At 72.1% G+C, this 16,344-nt stretch carries 15 protein-coding genes; 5 read left to right on the top strand and 10 right to left on the bottom strand.

Annotation, left to right across the window (positions count from 1 at the left end; genetic code table 11):
• Positions 1-4: 4 nt before the first annotated feature.
• The 3 genes from ABH926_RS05065 to ABH926_RS05075 all read right to left on the bottom strand — a co-directional run bounded on the left by ABH926_RS05065 (position 5) and on the right by ABH926_RS05075 (position 3,595).
• Entirely contained in the window at positions 5-943 is a 939-nt protein-coding gene (locus tag ABH926_RS05065) for a cation diffusion facilitator family transporter (protein ID WP_370364151.1), read from the bottom strand.
• A gap of 63 nt (positions 944-1,006) precedes the next feature.
• Positions 1,007-2,677 carry a long-chain-fatty-acid--CoA ligase gene (locus tag ABH926_RS05070; protein WP_370364152.1) on the bottom strand — a complete coding sequence of 557 codons (1,671 nt, stop codon included), beginning with the start codon at positions 2,675-2,677 and terminating at the stop codon, positions 1,007-1,009.
• 78 nt (positions 2,678-2,755) lie between these two features.
• Positions 2,756-3,595 carry a LysR family transcriptional regulator gene (locus ABH926_RS05075; RefSeq protein WP_370364153.1) on the bottom strand — a complete coding sequence of 280 codons (840 nt, stop codon included), beginning with the start codon at positions 3,593-3,595 and terminating at the stop codon, positions 2,756-2,758.
• A gap of 104 nt (positions 3,596-3,699) precedes the next feature.
• Here ABH926_RS05075 and ABH926_RS05080 point away from each other — a divergent pair, with 104 nt between their 5' ends.
• Positions 3,700-4,425 carry an SDR family oxidoreductase gene (locus ABH926_RS05080; RefSeq protein WP_370364154.1) on the top strand — a complete coding sequence of 242 codons (726 nt, stop codon included), beginning with the start codon at positions 3,700-3,702 and terminating at the stop codon, positions 4,423-4,425.
• 86 nt (positions 4,426-4,511) lie between these two features.
• Positions 4,512-5,132, top strand: a complete 621-nt coding sequence (locus ABH926_RS05085) for a DUF4253 domain-containing protein (protein WP_370364155.1) — start codon at positions 4,512-4,514, stop codon at positions 5,130-5,132.
• A 6-nt stretch (positions 5,133-5,138) separates the two neighbouring features.
• Here the strand turns inward: ABH926_RS05085 and ABH926_RS05090 are convergent, their stop codons facing one another.
• Positions 5,139-6,611, bottom strand: coding sequence for an MFS transporter (locus ABH926_RS05090; protein ID WP_370364156.1), 1,473 nt, complete (start codon positions 6,609-6,611; stop codon positions 5,139-5,141).
• A gap of 38 nt (positions 6,612-6,649) precedes the next feature.
• On the opposite strand from ABH926_RS05090, the gene ABH926_RS05095 reads away from it, so the two are divergent.
• The gene (locus ABH926_RS05095; protein WP_370364157.1) at positions 6,650-7,189 is read left to right on the top strand and encodes a MarR family winged helix-turn-helix transcriptional regulator; all 540 of its coding nucleotides are present in this window, start codon (positions 6,650-6,652) and stop codon (positions 7,187-7,189) included.
• A 63-nt stretch (positions 7,190-7,252) separates the two neighbouring features.
• Here ABH926_RS05095 and ABH926_RS05100 read toward each other — a convergent pair whose 3' ends face one another.
• The 6 genes from ABH926_RS05100 to ABH926_RS05125 form a co-directional block, all read right to left on the bottom strand.
• Positions 7,253-7,933, bottom strand: a complete 681-nt coding sequence (locus tag ABH926_RS05100) for a hypothetical protein (protein WP_370364158.1) — start codon at positions 7,931-7,933, stop codon at positions 7,253-7,255.
• Positions 7,934-8,012: 79 nt separating this feature from the next.
• Positions 8,013-8,876 carry a ketose-bisphosphate aldolase gene (locus ABH926_RS05105; RefSeq protein WP_370364159.1) on the bottom strand — a complete coding sequence of 288 codons (864 nt, stop codon included), beginning with the start codon at positions 8,874-8,876 and terminating at the stop codon, positions 8,013-8,015.
• Positions 8,877-8,937: 61 nt separating this feature from the next.
• Positions 8,938-9,855, bottom strand: a complete 918-nt coding sequence (locus ABH926_RS05110; protein WP_370364160.1) for a 1-phosphofructokinase family hexose kinase — start codon at positions 9,853-9,855, stop codon at positions 8,938-8,940.
• On the bottom strand, positions 9,852-10,808 hold the full coding sequence (locus ABH926_RS05115; RefSeq protein WP_370364161.1) for an ROK family protein: 957 nt from the start codon (positions 10,806-10,808) through the stop codon (positions 9,852-9,854). Before ABH926_RS05115 ends, ABH926_RS05110 begins: the two co-directional genes overlap by 4 nt.
• A 1-nt stretch (position 10,809) precedes the next feature.
• Entirely contained in the window at positions 10,810-11,733 is a 924-nt protein-coding gene (locus ABH926_RS05120; RefSeq protein ID WP_370364162.1) for an SIS domain-containing protein, read from the bottom strand.
• A gap of 159 nt (positions 11,734-11,892) precedes the next feature.
• Positions 11,893-12,657 carry a DeoR/GlpR family DNA-binding transcription regulator gene (locus ABH926_RS05125; RefSeq protein WP_370364163.1) on the bottom strand — a complete coding sequence of 255 codons (765 nt, stop codon included), beginning with the start codon at positions 12,655-12,657 and terminating at the stop codon, positions 11,893-11,895.
• A gap of 189 nt (positions 12,658-12,846) precedes the next feature.
• Here ABH926_RS05125 and ABH926_RS05130 point away from each other — a divergent pair, with 189 nt between their 5' ends.
• Positions 12,847-14,760, top strand: coding sequence for an ArnT family glycosyltransferase (locus ABH926_RS05130; RefSeq protein WP_370364164.1), 1,914 nt, complete (start codon positions 12,847-12,849; stop codon positions 14,758-14,760).
• A gap of 277 nt (positions 14,761-15,037) precedes the next feature.
• Positions 15,038-16,330, top strand: coding sequence for an aspartate--tRNA(Asn) ligase (gene aspS / locus ABH926_RS05135; protein ID WP_370364165.1), 1,293 nt, complete (start codon positions 15,038-15,040; stop codon positions 16,328-16,330).
• The last annotated feature ends 14 nt before the right edge of the window (positions 16,331-16,344 follow it).

Genomic DNA, 16,344 nt, shown 5'->3' on the forward strand with positions numbered 1-16,344 from the left:
AGCCTCAGCCGGTCGTGGGCTGCGGCAGCGGGCCCGGCCGGCGCACGTCGGGCTCGATGTAGATCATCCGCGCCTCCGGCACCGCGGCGCGGATGCGCACCTCGGCCGCGTCGATGGCCTTGGCCACCTCCAGCGCCGTGTCGTCGTGCTGGACCGCGATCTTTATCGCGACCAGCAGCTCCTCCGGCCCCAGGTACATCGTGCGCAGGTGGATCACGTCGGTGACGGTGTCGCCGTCCACGGCCGCCGTGCGGATCGCGGCCACGTCGTGCTTGCCCGCGCCCTCGCCGACCAGCAGGCTCTTCATCTCCACCGCCAGGATCACCGCGATGCAGACCAGCAGCGCGCCGATCGCCAGGGTGCCGACGCCGTCCCAGCGTCCGTTGCCGGTGATGACCGCCATGCCGACGCCGAACAGCGCGAAGCACAGGCCGAGCAGGGCCCCGGAGTCCTCCAGCAGGACCACCGGCAGCTCCGGCGTCGTGGCCCGGCGGATGAAGCCGATCCAGCTGCTGCCCTCGCGCAGGTGGTTCGACTCGCGCACGGCGGTGCGGAAGGACATGCCCTCCATCACCATCGCGAACACCAGCACCCCGACGGCCCAGTACCAGCTGTCGACCTTCTCCGGGTGCGTGACCTTGTGCCAGCCCTCATACAGGGCGAACAGGCCGCCGACGCTGAACAGCACCACCGAGACGATGAACGCGTAGACGAACCGCTCGCGGCCGTAGCCGAACGGATGCTCGGTGTCGGCCTTCTTGCGCGCCTGCTTGCCGCCGATCAGCAGCAGCACCTGGTTGCCGGAGTCGGCGACCGAGTGCACTCCCTCGGCGAGCATCGACGCCGAACCGGTGAAGGCGTAGGCCACGAACTTCGAGACGGCGATGCCCATGTTGGCGCTCAACGCCGCCAGAACCGCCTTGGTACTGCCCTCTGCGCTCATGCGCGCGACTCACCTGCTCCCTCGCCGATCCCCGGGCCCGAAAGCAAGCAGCGTAACAACGATCTACCGGGCACGGGGCGGCGTGCGGCCATGGTCGGCGAACTCCCGGGCCAGCTCGGCACGGTCGGCGTCGGTCATCGGACGGTAGCCGGGGCGGCCGGAGTCGGCGCGCACGTACACCGGATCCGGGGTACACCAGGCCTCTTCCACCAAGGAGCGCACCACCACCTTGTTCGTGGCCGTCCTCGGCATCGCCGCGACGAGCCGTACATAACGAGGCCACCACAATTTGGCCAGCTCCGACCGGGACCCCAAATAGGCCTCGAACCGCTCTGGTTCGAACCCTGCGATCGCGTCCCGCAGCTCCACCGCGACCATCACCTGATCCCCCGACGCGGCGTCCGGCACCCCGTACGCCGCCGCCGCGACAGCGTCCTCCCACTCCTCCACAGCCCGCGAGATCGGCCCGGAGGCGAAGTTCTCCCCGCCGACCCGGATCCAGTCCCCGGAGCGGCCGGCGAAGAAGAAGTTGCCCTCGGCGTCCCGATAGGCCAGGTCGCCGGACCAGAACCGGCCCTGGCGCAGCTTCGCCGCATCGGCCTCGCGGTGCTTGTAGTAGCCCTCGAACGCCCCGGCACCGGCGAAGTTCACCATCTCCCCGACCTCGCCGACCCCCAGCTCCCGGCCGCTGTCCGGATCGACGATCCGCACGTCCCCGACCGGCACGCCCAGCGCCCCCGGCGGCGTGGACGGCAGCCGGTAGAAGGAGATCCCGCCCTCGGTGGAGCCGAAGCCGTCGGTGACCTGGCACCCGAACCGCTCAGCGAAGCGCTCGACGTCGGCCGGGGCCGCCTCGTTGCCGAACACCTGACGCAGGGTGCTGTCGGCGTCGTCGGGCTTCTCGGGGGTGGCCAGGATGTAGGACAGGGGCTTGCCGACGTAGTTCGCGTACGTGGCCCCGAAGCGGCGCACGTCTGGCAGGAAGCCGGAGGCGGAGAAGCGGCGGCGCAGGGCCACGCTCGCACCGGTGGCGACCGCCGGGATCCAGCAGGCGATGACGGCGTTGCTGTGGAACAGCGGCATCGCGCAGTACAGGACGTCGTCCTTGGTGAGGCCGCGTTGTTCAGCCAGGCTGGCGCCCTGCGAGGCGATCTTGCCCTGGGAGCAGATCACGGCCTTCGGGGCCGAGGTCGTGCCGGAGGTCAGGATGAGCATGAAGGGGAGCTCAGAAGCGCTCTTCAGGTCCGCTTCCCGGTGTTCCTCCCGGAGGTGGAAACGAGAGCTGAAACCCTTATGCAGCAAGCCGGAGTACTCCGCGGAGTCGATATCGACCACCGGAACGCCGCAGTCGCGCACCATGTTCAGGAAGGGCGACTCGGTGAGGATCAGCGCGCAGTCGGTGTGCCGGATATCGCTCACCACCTCGGCGGCACCGCGCGTCGGGTTCAGCCCGACCAGTGTGAACCCGCCGAGCGCCGCCGCGCCGAGCAGGAACGAGAACTCCGGCACGTTCTCCATCAGGACCCCGACATGCCGCGGCCCGGCCCCAGCGTCCCCTTCCGCCGGCAGCCGCTCAGCCAGCCACGCGGCGCGCGCCGCACTGCGCCGCACGTGTTCGTCCCAGGACACGCGCCGCACGACGCCGTCCGGCCCGGTCCAGGCCAGCGCGGTGGCGTGGTCGCCGGCGCGGGCGGTGAAGAGCTCGGCCACGGAGGTGTTCCAGCGTCCGTTCATGCGGCGCAGGGTAGGGACTGCCGCCTGAGACTGCCAGGGTCATGAGACCGTGCGGCGTCACGTGATCGGCCGGGGCCCTCACAGCCGGGTCGCGACCCGCACCAGATCGGCGACCGCCCGCTGCCGGCTGTGCGCCGGCCAGGCGATCACCGTGGTCACCGGCGGCGCGTCCAGGACCGGCACGGCCACCAGATCGCGCCGCAGGTCGACGGCGGCGGACTCGGGGACGACCACCGTGGTCCGGCCGAGCGCGATCAGCTGGTAGACCTGGCCGAGATTGCGTACCTCGGGCCCCGGTCCGTCGGGATAGCTGCCGTCCACCCGGCACCAGCGGGCCGGCGGCAGATCCGGCTGGCCGGCGAGCTCGGCGTTCCGGATCTGGGTCCGCGCGGCCAGCGGATGCCCGGCCGGCAGGACCGCGACCTGCGCCTCGGTGTACAGCGTCTCGGTGTCCAGGCCTTCGGCCGGGTCGAAGGGCAGATGCAGCAACGCCACGTCGGCCTGACCGCTCAGCAGCAGGCGCCGGTGTTGGTGCGCCTCGCACAGCAGCAGCTCGACAGTGGCGGCGCCGGGCTCGGCCCGGTAGGCGTCGAGCAGCTTGGCCACCAGGTCGCCGGCGGTGCCGGTCTTGACCGCGAAGACCACGCGCGGCCGGGCCTGCGCAGCTTCCCGCGTGCGGCGCTCGGCGGCGGCCACGGCGCCGAGGATCGAGCGGGCCTCGGCCAGCAGCACCGCCCCGGCCTCGGTGAGCTCGACCTTGCGGCTGGTGCGCTCCAGGAGCGTGACGCCGAGGCGGCGTTCGAGCTGGGCGATGGTGCGGGACAGCGCCGGCTGCGCGATGCCCAGGCGCTCGGCGGCCTTCCCGAAGTGCAGTTCCTCGGCAGCGGCAGCGAAGTACTGCAGCTCGCGGGTCTCCATACGTCCACGGTATCGCCATCGGACCTGGACCGATGCCGTCCGGCTATGGCTGCGGTGCCCAGTCGGTGTTGGTCCGCGTCGCCGGCGCGACAAGACTCGAGGTCATGAACGAGAAGACGATCGCGCTGATCACCGGCGCGAACAAGGGCATCGGATATGAGATCGCGGCCGGGCTGGGCGCGCTGGGCTACAGCGTCGGCGTCGGCGCCCGGGACGAGAAGCGCGGGACCGATGCGGTGGACCGGCTGCGGTCAGCCGGAGCGGACGCCTTCCTGGTGCCGCTGAACGTGACCGACGATGCGAGCACCGCCGCGGCGGTGCGGTTGATCGAGGAGCGCGCGGGACGGCTGAACGTGCTCGTCAACAACGCCGGCATCGCCGAGGGCTGGCCGGACAATCCGACGTCGCTGGACCTGGACGTCGTGCGGCGGCTGGTGGAGACCAACGTCATCGGCGTCATGCGCGTCACCAACGCGATGCTGCCGCTGCTGCGCCGCTCCGCGCACCCGCGCATCGTCAACCAGTCCAGCCAGGTCGCCTCGCTGACGTTCCAGACCACGCCCGGGATGGAGCGCGGCGGGATCAGCGGCGGGTACACACCGACGAAGACGTATCTGAACGCTGTCACGATCCAGTACGCCAAGGAGCTGCAGGGCACCGGCATCCTGATCAACCTGTCCTGCCCCGGCTACGTCGCCACGGACCTGAACGGGTTCCAGGGCACGCTCACCCCCGCACAGGGCGCGGTGACCGCGATCAGGCTGGCGACGCTGCCGGACGACGGGCCCAGCGGAGGGCTCTTCGAGGCCGACGGCGTGGTGCCCTGGTAGCGGAGCGTGCGCTGGTAGTGGAGCGTGCCCTGGTGATGGATCACCCCCTGGCAGCTCCGTGGGACTGAGCCTCTATCGTGCCCGTCATGGACCTGATGGGCACGGCGACGGTGAAGGCCACGCTCGCGGACGGCACTGACATCCTGGCGGTGACCGTCGAGGCGGGGACGGCGCGGCAAGCGTGGCGGGAGCTGCGCGAGGAGCACGCGATGACCGGGCTGTGGCCGTTCCTGGTGGACGCGCAGGCGCCGACGGTCCTAGACAGGCTGCCGCGCGCGGGGGAACAGCGGGAGCAGCATCGCGGCGCCGCGGAGATCTTCGCCAGGGGGAAGGCTGTACTGCCTGCGGCACAGACCGACCCGGTGTCCTCAGAAACCGAGTCGGCGTCCTCCGTCGCGCAGACCACGACGATCGGCCTGATCGCGGCCGAGTACGGCGGGGTGGAGATCCCCGGCCTGCTCGACTGGGACGCGGCATCGGGCATCTCAGGGCTTGAACACACTGCGGTACTGGCCGACTGGCGCCGCCGCTTCGGTGCCGAGTTGCTGGCGCTGACCGCGGATCGGATCGAGCTGCATGTGCCGCGTCCGCCGACGGAAGCCGGATCGGTGGCGGCCCTGCGGCTGGAGCAGGCCGGCTACTGCGCCGCCACACAGACCAGGGCCACTGGAACCTTATGGTGTTTCCAGTGGCCCATCGGGTTGTGAGGAAGGTCAGGCGTTCACACCGGCCATGGCCTTCGACTCGGTACCGGGCGCCCCGTCCACCGCGTCGATCGTGTCCGGCGTCGTCATAGCCGCCATCCGCGGCGCCTTCACCAGGAACGGCACCAGCGCGGCGACCACCGCCAGCACCGAGGCGATGAGGAACGCGTGGGTGTAGGCGTCGATCGACGGCAGGCTCACGCCCGGCGCGACCGGCTTCATGTCGGCGGTCAGCACCGCGCCGATGACGGCCGTGCCGACCGCGCCGCCGACCGTGCGCAGCACCGCGTTCATGCCGTTGGCGATGCCCGACTGCTGCACCGGGACCGAGGCGTTGATGTAGGCCGGCATGGCCGCGTACGCCATGCCCACGCCGACGCCCATCACGCCGGAGGCGACCACCACGTGCCAGCTGGAGCTGTGCGCGAAGATCAGCAGGCCCAGGCCCGCGGCCGTGAACGCGCCGCCGAGCACCAGCGGCAGGCGCGGGCCGCCGCGCTTGATCAGGGCCGCGCCGACCGGGGCGGCGGCGAAGGAGCCGACCGCTGAGGGGAACAGCATCCAGCCGGAGGCCAGGACCGAGGCGCCGAAGCCGTAGCCGACCGCCTTCGGGGTCTGGGTGAAGTCGCTCATCAGCAGGAACGAGCCGTACATCGCGAAGCCGACCAGGACGCCGGCGGTGTTGGTGACCGCGACGGCCGGCTTGGCCAGCATCGCGATGTCCACCAGCGGCGAGGCCACCCGGCGCTCGACCACGACCCACAGCACCAGGACCACCGCGGCGGTCACGAACAGCCCGAGGGTGCGGGTGGAGGCCCAGCCCCAGTCGTTGCCCTGGCTGACCGCGATCAGCAGCGCCGACAGCCAGCCGGCCAGCAGCAGCGCGCCCAGCGGGTCGGCCTTGCCCTCGGCCTTGATCGGGTCGTGCGGGACCACGGCCAGCACCAGGGCGAAGGCGACGGCGGCCAGGACGGCGCCCATCCAGAACACCGACTCGTAGCTGAAGTGCTCCATCACCACGCCGGTGGCGACCAGGCCCAGGCCCGAGCCGACGCCGAGCGCCGCGGAGACCATCGCCACGCCGCCGGTGACCTTCTCGCGCGGCAGTTCGTCACGGACGATGGCCACCGCCAGCGGCAGGATCGCGCCACCGGTGCCGGCCACGATGCGGGCTATGAGCAGCAGCCCGAACGAGCCGCCGATGCCGCCGAGGATCCCGCCGACCAGCACGCCGGCGATCGCCACCACCAGCATGGGCTTGCGGCCGCGCAGGTCGCCGATGCGCGCCAGCAGCGGCGTGAGCACCGCCGCGGACAGCAGGTTCGCGGTCATCAGCCAGGTGATGCCGCTGCCCGCGACATGCAGGTCCTTCTGCAGCGTCGGCAGGATCGGGACCACGGAGGTCTGGACGAGGGAGAAGGCCAGAACTGACAACACGAGCGCGGGCAGTACTCCCCGCGAACGCCGCGCCTGGTCGGACATGGTGCACTCCACAGTTTCACTGGTTTATTGTTGATGTCATGAAGTATTTAACCACGGCCGGCCCGGATGTTGAGCACTGGACGGAGCCCGCATACCGTGGCTCCGTGAGCCGCGCCGACCTCCCCGCCGCCCTGGACAACCGCCGCGACCCCGTGACCGCGGAGGTGCTGGAGCTGTTCTGGGCGGCCTCGCAGAGCTTCTACGACAACTACGACGAGGCCGCGGCCCGCCACGATCTGACCCGGATGCAGGCGTTCGTGCTGGCCAACCTGATGGCCGGGCCGAAGCCGATGCGGTTCCTGGCCGACCACCTCAAGTGCGAGCCGTCGAACATCACGGGCCTGGTGGACCGGATGGAGGCGCGCGGCCTGGTGACGCGCGAGCCGGATCCGGAGGACCGGCGAGTGAAGAGAATCACAGCGACCGAACTCGGCCGCGCGTCCTTCGACGCGGTGTGGGGCGGCCTGACGTTCGCCGCGGAGCCGCTGGCCGGACTGAGCGGCAGCGAGCGGGAGACGCTGCGCGACCTGCTGCGTCGGATCGTGCCGACGGAGGACACGCAAAAGGCGGCGGAGTAGGGACTCCGCCGCCCATCGTTCTTCGATCCGGTCGTTCTTCGATCCGGTCGTTCTTCGATCCGGCTAGCCGGGGTTGCCGCTGGAAGTACTCGGCGGGAGGTCGACGGAGGTCGGCTTGGGATCGCCGGTCACGGCCGAGGTGACGGCGGCGAGCACGACCAGGGCGGTCACGACCGCCTGCACTATCGCGACCCGCGCATGGCGGGCCCGCACGAGCAGGAACGTCACCGCGCCGAAGACGGCCGCCACCGCGAACAGCACGACCAGGTCCTCGCCCCAGGCCTCGCGGCGCAGGTGCAAGGTGGCGTCGCCGAAGCGCTGCACCTCGATGACGAACAGCACGATGAGCGCGATGACCGCGACGGCGAAGTCGGCGAGCAGGACGCGCGCCATGAGCGGCATGCGCTCGGGTTCGGGCTCGTAGGCGGCGGGCGGACGGCGGCGGGCTTCTGCGGGCTTCGCGTTCGAGGGCTGGCGAGCGCCGGCGGGCTGCGCGGCCTCCGAAGGCGACCCGGTACCGGCAGACTGCGCAGCGCTCGAGGACTGCGCGTCCCCGGCCGCCTGCTGCCCCTCGGCCGATTCGCGGCGCGGGCGCGGCACTTCCGGCGTCACGGCCGTCGCTTGCGCGGCCTCGCCAGCCGAGCCGGCCTCGCCGGCCGCCCCGCCCGAAGCCGTCGCGCTCGTCCGGACGGCCTCCGCCGCCGCCTCCTCCGGTGCGCCGGGCATCTCAGGGTTCGCCATCATCCGCCGTTCTTCGTGATCGCCTCGTACGGGTGTGGCGCTTATGCTGGCCCACACCGACCCCGGGGCGCCAGCGTCGCTGCTAGTTGGCGTCCGGGGACAGAACGTTTATGAAATGCGCCGCGGTCTTCGCCATCTCCTGGCGCGCCGGTGCCAGGTACTTGCGGGGGTCGACCGCGTTCGCCGGCGCCTGCTCCAGCCAGCCGCGCACGGCGCCGGTGAAGGCGATGTTCAGGGCGGTGCCGATGTTGACCTTCACCACGCCGCCGGCGACGGCGCGCGCCAGTTCCTCGTCCGGCACGCCGGAGGAGCCGTGCAGCACCAGCGGGACGCCGACCGCCTCGCGCAGGCGCGCTATCAGCTCGTGGTCGAGCACGGCGCTGCGGTCGGTCATGGCGTGCGAACTGCCTACCGCGACGGCCAGCGCGTCCACGCCGGTCGCGGCGACGAAAGCGCTTGCCTCGTCGGGGTCGGTGCGGGCGCCGGGGGCGTGCGCGGACAGCGGGGGCTCGCCGTCCTTGCCGCCGACCTTGCCCAGTTCGGCTTCCAGCCACAGGCCGCGGGCGTGGGACCAGTCGGCGGCCTCGCGGGTGGCGGCGAGGTTCTCGGCGTAGTCCAGGTGCGAGCCGTCGAACATGGCCGAGCCGAAGCCGTAGTCGGCGGCCTGCCGCAGCAGTGCGGGGTCCTCGACGTGGTCCAGGTGCAGCGCGACGTCCACGCCGGCACCCTCGGCCACGGCGGCGGAAGCGCGGGCGATCGGGGCGAGGCGGCCGTGGTGGAACTTCACGGCGTTCTCGGATATCTGCAGGATCACCGGGGACTGCACGGCCTCGGCGGCGGCCACGATGGCCTCGGCGTGCTCCAGGGTGATGACGTTGAAGGCGGCCAGGGCGCGGTGCCCGGCGCGGGCGGCGGTGATGAGCTCGCCGGTGGGCTTGAGCGGCATGCGGGCTCCTAGAGGGTGTGCGGGCGGGCAGAGGTTCGGGGAGCGGCGGCCGAGGACGGAATCAGCATGCTGCGATCTCGCTTCGGAACCGGCGGTAGGCCTCGGCGTCGAAGACCCCGGCGCGGTCGGTGAGCACGGTGGCGGCCGAGAGCGCCGCGGCGTCGGCGAGGGTTTCGGGCCAGGGGCTGCCTGCGGCCAGGCCGATGGCCAGGGCGGCGACCGAGGCGTCGCCGGCGCCGGTGGGGTTGCCGCCGTCGATGCGCGGCGGGCGGGCGGTCCAGGTGCCCTCGGCGGTCAGGGCGGTGAGGCCGTCGGGGCCGTTGGAGGAGACCACGGCCCGGGCGCCGCGTTCGAGCAGTTCCGCGGCGGCGGCACGCGGATCGGCCAGGCCGGTGGCGTCGAGCAGCTCGTGCGCGTTCGGCTTGACGATGGCTGGGCGCGCGGCCAGCGCGGCCAGCAGCGGGGCGCCTTCGGTGTCCAGAATTGCAGGAACGCCAAGGCTTTCAGCGACTGTGATGAGCTCGGCATAGACATCCTCGGCCAAGCCCCGCGGCAGCTTGCCCGACAGCACCAACACCGCCGAGGCGTCGAGCACCGCGGTCTCCAGCAGCGAGGCGACTGCCCCGCATATCTCAGCCCACTCGGCGCCGGTGATTTCGGGCCCTGATTCGTTGAAACCGGTGGCCTGCCCCGATTCCTCGACCACGGTGACCGTGCGCCGCGTCGCTCCGGCGATCGGTATCGCGTGATGCGGCACCCCGGCCGCCTCCAGCTCCGCGCGCACCGCGTCGCCGTCGAAGCCGCCGAGCGGCAGGACCGCGACGGTCTCGTGGCCGAGCGCGTGCAGCGTCCGGGACACGTTCACGCCCTTGCCGCCGGCTTGGGCGTGCACCCGCGGCCGGTGCGTGGTTCCGTCTTTGAGCTCCGCGATCGTGTACGTGATGTCCAGGGCCGGGTTGAGCGTGACCGTGACTATCACGGCACCAGGTCCCAGGCCAGCAGTCCGGCGCCCAGGCAGCCGGCCAGGTCGCCCAGTTCGGCGGTGACCAGCTCGGGCAGCACGTGGTAGGTCGCCTTGGCCGCCAGCGCCTGGGCCAGCGGCGTCATCAGCGTCGGGCCGGCCTCGGCCAGGCCGCCGCCGATGACCACGCGGTCCGGGTCGAGCAGGGCGGCGGTGGTGAGCAGCGCGTCGGCCAGGGCGTCGACGGCCTCGTCCCAGACGCGGGCGGCGATCGGGTCGCCGGCGGCCAGGCGGGCCGCGACGTCCAGGGCTCCGGCGTTCGGCGTGCCGGCGGCCTCGGCGTAGCGGGCCGCGACCGCGCCGGCCGCGGAGTACTGCGCCAGGCACCCGCGCAGGCCGCAGCCGCAGGGCAGGCCGCCGGGGCGGACGATGATGTGGCCGAACTCCCCGCCCATGCCGTGCGGGCCCAGGTTCGGCACGCCGTCGATCATGATCGCGCCGCCGATGCTGGTGCCCAGCGGCAGGAACACGAAGCGCGCCGAGCCGCGGCCGGCGCCGATGCGGGCCTCGGCCACTCCCCCGGCGCGCACGTCGTGGCCGATCGCGACCGGCACGGCCAGGCGCGCGCCGAGCAGGTCGCGGAACGGCACGTCGCGCCAGCCGATGGTGGCGGAGAACACGCCGACGCCGGTCTGTTCGTTGATGATCCCGGGCAGCGCGAAGCCGGCGGCCGCGACCGGGGTGCCGGCGGCCGCGGCCTCCTCGAGGAGTTCGGCGGCGAAGTCCGCGATCGTGTCGATGACGGGCTGCGGGCCGCGCTCGATGCGGGTGGCGCGGCGCCAGGTGCGCGTCAGCTCGCCGTCGCGGGTGACCAGGCCGGCTTTGATGCCGGTGCCGCCGACGTCCAGCGCGAGGGCGTGGACGGGAGCGGCAGCGGCCTCAGGCGCGGCGCTCTGCTCGGGATCGGGCATCTCAGACCTCGGACAGGACGACGGAACGGGTCAGGTTGCGCGGGGTGTCGACCTGCAGGCCCTTGCGGCCGCCGAGCGCCACGGCCAGGCGCTGCACCCGGATCAGCTCGGCCAGCGGGTCGCGGCCGTCGGCGGTGCCGTCCAGCCACTGCCCGCCGGTCGCCTCGACCTGCTCGGACAGCCCGCGCGGGGCCTGGCCGAGCAGCCAGGTCACGGTGCCGGGCGAGGCGATGCTGATCGGGCCGTGCCGGTACTCCATCGCCGGGTAGGACTGGGTCCAGGTCAGCGAGGCCTCGGTCATCTTCAGCCCCGCCTCGTTGGCCAGCCCGACGGTCCAGCCGCGGCCCAGGAAGGCGAACTGGGTCTTTTCCAGGATCCCGTCCGGCAGCGGCTCGGTGACGCAGCGCGCGGCGTCGGCGACGATCTTCTCCACGTCGAAGGCGGTGCCGGACTGCGCGGCGACGTGCGCGCGGAACAGGGTCAGCGCGGTGGTCGCGAAGCGGGTCTGCACGACCGACTTCTCGTCGGCGAAGTCCAGCACGATGGTCTCGTCGGCCAGCGCCGGGGCCGGGGTCGCCGGGTCGGCGATGACCGCGACGGTCGGGATGACGCCCTTGAGGCGCTCGAGCAGTTCCAGCACCTCGGTCGTGGTGCCGGAGCGGCTGAGCGCGACCACGCGGTCGTAGGCGCGGCCGAACGGGAACTCCGAGGCGGCGAAGGCGTCGGTGTCCCCGAGGCCGGCCTGCTCGCGCAGGACCGCGTAGGACTGCGCCATGTACAGCGAGGTGCCGCAGCCGACGACCGCCACGCGCTCGCCCTTCTTCGGCAGCGCCTCGGCGGTCGGGCCGACGGCGATCGCGGCGGCCCGGCGCCAGGTGTCCGGCTGGCTCGCTATCTCGGCGTCGACGTACTCGGATCCGGACATGGTGTCTCTCCCCAGGCTGGCTGCGCTCGACAGGGCGCGTGATCCTCATGCTTGTATCTGAACGATAGCCAGACGAGTCGAGCAGAATCAAGCAGGAGAAAATACGGCGTGGTCAGCCGCCGCACTTCGCGCGAGCCCGCATAATTGCCGCGCCCCCGCTCAGTCCGCCAGGTGGATCCGCACGCCGAGCTCGCGCAAGGCGTCCAGCTCGGCCGGGTCGGCGCTGGGGTCGGTGACCAGGTCGGAGACGAGCGCGGCCTCGGCGATCCGAGCGAAGGCGCGCCGGCCCACCTTGGTACCGTCGGCGACCACGATCACGCGCGCGGACTGCAGGATCATGGCACGGTTGGTCTGCGCCTCGACCTCGTGGTGGGTGGTGACGCCGGCCGTGGCGCTGACGCCGCCGACGCCGAGGAAGGAGGCGTCCAGGTTGAAGCCCTCCAGCGCGCGCTCGGCGACCGGGCCGATGAGCTCGTAGGACTCGGTGCGCACGGTGCCGCCGGTGACCACCAGGTCTATCGCCGGGCGCAGCGCCAACTCCGCGGCGATGTTCAGGGCGTTGGTGACGATCTTCAGACCGCCGCGCATCCCCAGGAACCGCGCGACCTCGCTGGTGGTCGTGCCGCCGCACAGCCCCACGGTCGCCGCGCTCTCGTCGATCAGTCCGGCGGCCAGCTCGGCGATCCTGCTCTTCTCCTCCTGCTGGCGCGCGCCGCGGTAGCGCATGGGCAGCTCATACAGGACGCCGGCCGGGACGGCGCCGCCGTGGGTGCGCTTGACCAGGCCCTGCTCTTCCAGGGCTTGCAGGTCGCGGCGGATGGTGGCCTGGGAAGTGCCCAGGCGTTCGGCGGTCTCCACGACGCCCACCGAACCGTGGTCGGCCAGCAGGGCGAGGATGGCTCCGAGGCGGTCTTCCTGTCGCATGGGGACACAGTAGCGCGCAACCCGCTCACCGCAATGCTCGTTCGCGCAGAATCCGAGCATGAATGATCATCATCCGTATCGCCGGTCCCGGACGCCCCTTTTTTCTGTGTTGGATGACTGTTTCGTAACTTCAGGTGACTCCTCCCGATCATGCTCGTTGTCCGGGTCATGGCGTGGATTACTCGACGAATGCCGGATCGGGCCCTGGTCGCGGCCCTGACGGCGCTGGCGGCTGTGGTGTTCGGGTGGGGCTTCCAGCGGGGGCGGACGCACCCCTACTACACGGCGGCCGTCCGCTCGATGGGCGCGGACTGGCACGACTTCGTCTACGGGTCCTTCGACCCGGGCGGTTTCATCACCACCGACAAGCTGCCCGGCGCCTTCTGGGTGCAGGCGCTGTCGGTGCGGATGTTCGGGTTCCATCCCTGGGCGGTGCTGCTGCCGCAGGTGCTGGCGGCCACGGCGTGCGTGCCGCTGCTGTTCGTCACGGTGCGGCGCTGGGCCGGGCGGCACGCGGGCTACGCGGCGGCGATCGCCTACACCCTGACCCCGGTGACCGTGGCGCTGTCGCGCACCAACATCCCCGACGCGCTGATGGTGTTCTTCATGGTTGTCGCCGCGCACGCGCTGTGGCGCTGGGCCGACGGCGGACGGCGCGCGACCTGGTGGCTGGCGGCCTCGGCAATGTGGCTGGGCGTGGCGTTCAACGTGAAGATGGGGCAGGCGCTGCTGGTGGTGCCGGTCTTCGCCGGGACGTGCTTCCTGCTCGGCGCCGGCACGCGCTGGTGGCGGCTGGGGCGCGCGGCGGCCTACGGGGCGCTGGTGGCGGCGGTCTCGCTGGCCTGGATGGTGTTCGTGACGCTGACCCCGGCCTCGCAGCGGCCTTACATCGACGGCTCGGTGCACAACTCGGTGTGGGAGATGGTCTTCCAGTACAACGGGTTCGGCCGCATCGGCGGCCAGGGCGCCGGCACCGACCCGCTGGCCGGCGGCGCGGTGCTGTCCGGGGCCGGCGGGCCGGCCGGGCTCGGGCGGATCTTCGGGGCGGCCTCGGCGGGGCAGATCAGCTGGCTGGTGCCGGCGGCGGTGGCGGGGCTGGCGGCCGGGTTGTGGGCAGCTTGGCGGGCGGCGCGGAAGTCCACGTCGGCGTTCGGCCCCGATCTCACACCGGAGCTAGAAGCAAGCGCGGATTCGCTGACCAGGCAACGATTCAGCTCGGATCGGATCCGCCGCAAGACCACCGCCGGCTACCTCTTCTGGGGCGGCTGGCTCGGCATCTACGGCCTGGCCTTCTGCGCGGCCACCGGCATCCACTCCTACTACACCTCGACCCTGGCTCCCCCGGTCGCCGCCCTGGCCGGCGTCGCCTTCGTCGCCGCTGCCCGCGGCCGGACCTGGCAGCTGCCGGCGCTGGTGGCGACGACCGCCGGCTGGGCTTTTCTGGCCAGCCGCGAAACGCCGCACTACCAGCCGTGGCTGCGCTGGTTCGTACTCGGCGCGGCGGTGGTGGCTATCGCGCTCCTGCCCTGGGCCCGTATCTCGCGCAACCGCGCGCTGGGCGCCGTCTCGGCCGTGGCGGTGGCGACCGCGGCGCTCGCGGCGCCCTCGGTGTGGGCCGCTTCGGTGCTCACACGGCGCGGGGACACGATGGGCAGCGTCGCGGCCTCGGCCGGCCCGCCGCAGGCGATGTTCGGGGGCCGGAAGAACGCCGCCGTCAACGACGAGATCCAGCACGGCCTGCGCGACTTCGGGCGCGGACCGGACCCGCGGGTGATCCGCTTCCTGAAGCGCAATCGCGACGGCCGTCCCTACGCCGCGGCGGTCGACGGCTCGATGACGGCCGCGTCCTACCTCGCGGCGAACGTCCCGGTCCTGCCCATGGGCGGCTTCACCAGCGACGCCCCGGCGCCGACAGTGCAGGGCCTGGCCCGGCTCGTGCACACCGGACAGGTGCGCTACGTGGTGGTGAGCGGGATGCGCATGGGAGGCCGCAGCGTCGCGGCGAAGGACCGCGACGCGTGGGTCACAGGCCACTGCCACAGCATCCCCGGCTTCGCCCCCGGCACCGGAAAGACGGCGAGCGGCGTATTCGATTGTTCGTGATCACACAGCGGGTTAAGATCCCTGCAACACGTTGAAGGAGACGAGTAGCCTCAGATCCGCGCGGGTCCAGAGAGCCGTCGACAGCTGGGAAGACGGCCCCGCGTCCCGAGGCGAAGACCCTCCTGAGTGCGGGGAGGAAATGCCCCGCCGCCCGGCCCCCGTCAACGGGCCGCCACGAGGCCGCGGCCCCCACCGCGGCGAAGGTGCGGTGGTACCGCGATTCCCTTATCGCCCGCACCCCCAAGGGATCACTTCGATGCCCTTGGGAGGGCTCAAAATGGTCCACCGTGTACTAGCCGCCGAGCTGTCGGCGCACGCAGGTGAAACCGTCCAGGTCTCCGGCTGGCTGCACCGCCGCCGCGAGCTCAAGAACGTCACGTTCCTCATCCTGCGCGACCGCAGCGGCCTGACCCAGGCCGTCCTGTCGGGCGCGGTCGCCGAGCAGCTGCGGGACATCCCCGAGGAGACCGTGCTGTCCTTCGTCGGGACCGTGACGGCCAACGAGCAGGCGCCCGGCGGCGTGGAGGTCGTCGCACCGGCCGCCGGCCCGCAGGTCGAGCTGCTGTCCAGCCCGGCCGGGACGCCGCCGCTGGACATCTACCGCCCGACCGTGACCGCCTCGCTGCCGACCATCCTGGACGGCGCGCCGGTGACCCTGCGTCACCCGCACCTGAGTGCCCCGTTCCAGATCACGGCCGCCTCCGTCGCCGGCTTCCGCAGCGCGCTGGACGCCCTGGACTTCACCGAGATCCACACCCCGAAGATCGTCGGCTCGGCCACCGAGTCCGGCGCCAACGTCTTCGCACTGGACTGGTTCGGGCGAAAGGCGTACCTGGCCCAGTCCCCGCAGTTCTTCAAGCAGGCGATGGTCGGCGTCTTCGAGCGCGTCTACGAGACCGGCCCGGTCTTCCGCGCCGAGCCCTCCGACACCGCGCGCCACCTGGCCCAGTACACGAGCCTGGACGCGGAGCTGGGCTTCATCGCCGACCACCGCGACGTGATGGCGGTGGTGCGCCACACACTGGCCGGCATGACCGCCTCGGTCGCCGAGCGCGCGGCGGCGGCCGTGGACCTGCTCGGGGTCAAGCTGCCGACGGTCCCGGAGCAGATCCCGGAGATCCACTTCGCCGACGCGATGGAGATGCTCGGCCAGGACGAGCCGGACCTGTCCCCGGCCGACGAGCGCGCACTGAGCGAATGGGCGCTGCGCGAGCACGGCAGCGAGTTCCTGTTCGTCACCGGCTACCCGATGGCCAAGCGCCCCTTCTACACGCACGCGCAGCCGGACCGGCCGCAGTACTCGAACAGCTTCGACCTGATCTTCCGCGGACTGGAGCTGATCACCGGCGGCCAGCGTCTGCACCGGTACGAGGACTACGTCGCGGCACTGGCGGCCCGGGGGGAGTCCACGGAGGCCTACGAGGGATACCTGGCGAACTTCAAGCACGGGATGCCGCCGCACGGCGGCTTCGCCCTCGGGCTGGAGCGGTGGACGATGCGGCTGACCGAGGCGGACAACCTGCGGCGGACCGCGTTGTTCCCGCGGGACCTGCACCGGCTCACGCCGTGAGCGGGGCCTGATCG

The organism is Catenulispora sp. GP43, from assembly GCF_041260665.1.
Taxonomy (GTDB): Bacteria; Actinomycetota; Actinomycetes; order Streptomycetales; family Catenulisporaceae; genus Catenulispora.